The 2,271-nt window shown below is 44.6% G+C and carries 2 protein-coding genes and 1 pseudogene; 2 read left to right on the top strand and 1 reads right to left on the bottom strand.

The window, feature by feature from the left end:
* Positions 1-140: 140 nt before the first annotated feature.
* Entirely contained in the window at positions 141-1,214 is a 1,074-nt protein-coding gene (locus tag BP896_RS04230; protein ID WP_291766000.1) for a threonine synthase, read from the top strand.
* Between the two features lie 79 nt (positions 1,215-1,293).
* A complete protein-coding gene (locus tag BP896_RS04225) occupies positions 1,294-1,977 on the top strand; it encodes a metal-dependent hydrolase (RefSeq protein WP_291765999.1) in 684 nt (227 codons plus the stop codon).
* Between the two features lie 44 nt (positions 1,978-2,021).
* On the opposite strand, the pseudogene BP896_RS04220 reads toward BP896_RS04225, so the two are convergent.
* Positions 2,022-2,271: pseudogene (locus tag BP896_RS04220) on the bottom strand (2-oxoacid:ferredoxin oxidoreductase subunit beta); the annotation flags it as partial.

Raw genomic sequence — 2,271 nt, 5'->3', positions numbered from 1 at the left:
ATTGATGTTAAGGGGCTAAGGAAAGTTTAAGCATACTATACTCCTAAGCATCAAACATAATATTTAAGTATGCTTTTAATTAAAGCACGAGGTGCGCTTAATCATGTATTAGTTTTAAAGTTAAGCCCTATCCCTTATTCATGGTACTCAACTTAACGAACATGAATGGGGAAATAACGTACAAGTGCCCTAAGTGTGGTTTCACCACCGAGGCTAATACTTGGCTCATTAAGTGCCCTAGGTGTGGGTCGCCGTTAGACGTGAGTTATGATTTAAGGAAGCCTAGGGAGCTTAGTAGGCGTGAAATAACGAAGATACTACCTGTTAAGGAGCCGCTGAGCCTTGGTGAAGGTTTAACCCCACTGGTTAAGAGGGGTGATTATTACTTTAAGCTTGAGTACCTTAACCCCACCGGCTCATTTAAGGATAGGGGGTGGAGCCTCGCCTTATCAGTACTTAGTAATGACGTCACCGTGGTTGAGGATTCAAGTGGTAATGCTGGGTTATCATTGGCAGCCTACTCCGCTGTTAAGGGGATTAGGGCTAGGATTTATGTCCCTAAAACAGCCCCTGAAGCTAAGAAGAGGTTAATGAGGCTCCTGGGTGCTAATGTTATTGAGGCTGCGTCAAGGGGTGATGCATCATCACTTGCAATGAGCTTCACCGAGGGGGTTTATGTTGGGCATTCATGGAACCCCTTCTTCATACATGGGGTTAAGTTAATAGCCTATGAATTAGCATTGGAGTTGGGAAGCATTGATAATGTAGTTACGCCCCTGGGTAATGGTACCTTAACCCTAGGCCTATACTTAGGCTTTAAGGAGGCTGAGGAATTGAAGCTTATTAAGGATATGCCGAGGATAATAGCTGTTGAAGCATCAGGCTACGAGTGGGCTTACAGCATACTCCATAACACACCCATGGGGGGTAAGGCAACTTTACCTGACGGCATAATAGTGCCTCAGCCACCTAGGTTAACTCAAATAGTTGATGCAATACGGGACACTGGGGGTGATGTGGTTATTGCTAATGATGAGGATGTTATTGAGGGGTTAAGGGAGGGTATTAGGTTAGGCTTCATAATTGAACCAACAAGTGCAGTTGCCTTTAAGGCTCTTAAGGAGGCTAACCTAAGTGGAACCACTGTAGTTATTTTAACAGGCTCAGGCTTAAAACTGAGTAATGAACTATACAGGTTAGTATATGGTGAATAATTGGGGCTTAAATCACTTAGTATTATGCCCACGGTTCTCCTAGGGTTAACTTTTTAAGATGTTATAAGCCCCTAGGATCATGGGTTACTTGAAGTGGCTTGGTCATGCGGCCTTTGAAGTGGAGTTAATGGGTAGGAGGATACTTATTGACCCATGGATATCAAACCCCAATTCCCCAGTGACCCTAGGTGAGTTAAGTAAAGTAGACTTCATCCTAGTGACCCATGATCACTCAGACCACTTGGGTGAGACTGTTCAAATAGCTAATAAGACTAACGCCACCGTGGTATCCATATTCGAGCTAGCCGTCTACCTGGCTGAGAAGGAGGGGGTTAAGAATACCATAGGCATGAATATTGGCGGGCCAGTTAAATTAACTAATGAAATAGAGGTTTACATGACTCCTGCACTACACAGTTCAACGCACGGTTCCCCAGCTGGCTTCGTAATTAAGTCGCCTGAAGCCATTATTTACCACGCCGGCGACACTGGCTTATTCAGTGACATGGAGTTGATAGGCAGATTATATAAACCCGATGTTGCCCTACTACCCATAGGCGGCTACTTTACAATGAGCCCAAGGGAGGCAGCATACGCAGTATCCCTAATAAACCCCAGGGCAGTGGTGCCAATGCACTACAATACCTTCCCTCAGATTAGGCAGGATCCTGAGGAATTCAGGAATCTGGCTGAGTCCCTAGCCCCCCACGTGAGGGTTTACGTGATGAAGCCTGGGGATGTACTTAACCTACCCATTAAGTGAAAAATAAACCCCTTTAAATAAAGGGGATTTAAAAGAAATCTTGTTTAAACAACCCTCCTCTTTGCGAGTATACTATCTACTAGTGTTACTGAGTAGCCATCCCTCTCAATAATCTGCTTAGCTGGTGGTAATTCCATGTAATTACTTATCCTGGAGAGCATCCTCTCCTCATATGTTGGTACAAGCTCATTCTTATAGAATATGCCCACAGGTATCCTATCACCCCACTCACTGGCAATCTCCATGGCCTTCAGCCTCTTCTCATTAGCCTCTTTTTCGTTGTGTACTGTTGGG

This window comes from Caldivirga sp. UBA161, assembly GCF_002506515.1.
Taxonomy (GTDB): Archaea; Thermoproteota; Thermoprotei; order Thermoproteales; family Thermocladiaceae; genus Caldivirga.
The sequence above is the reverse complement of the archived record's forward strand: the minus strand, read 5'-3'. Positions and strand labels throughout refer to the sequence as shown.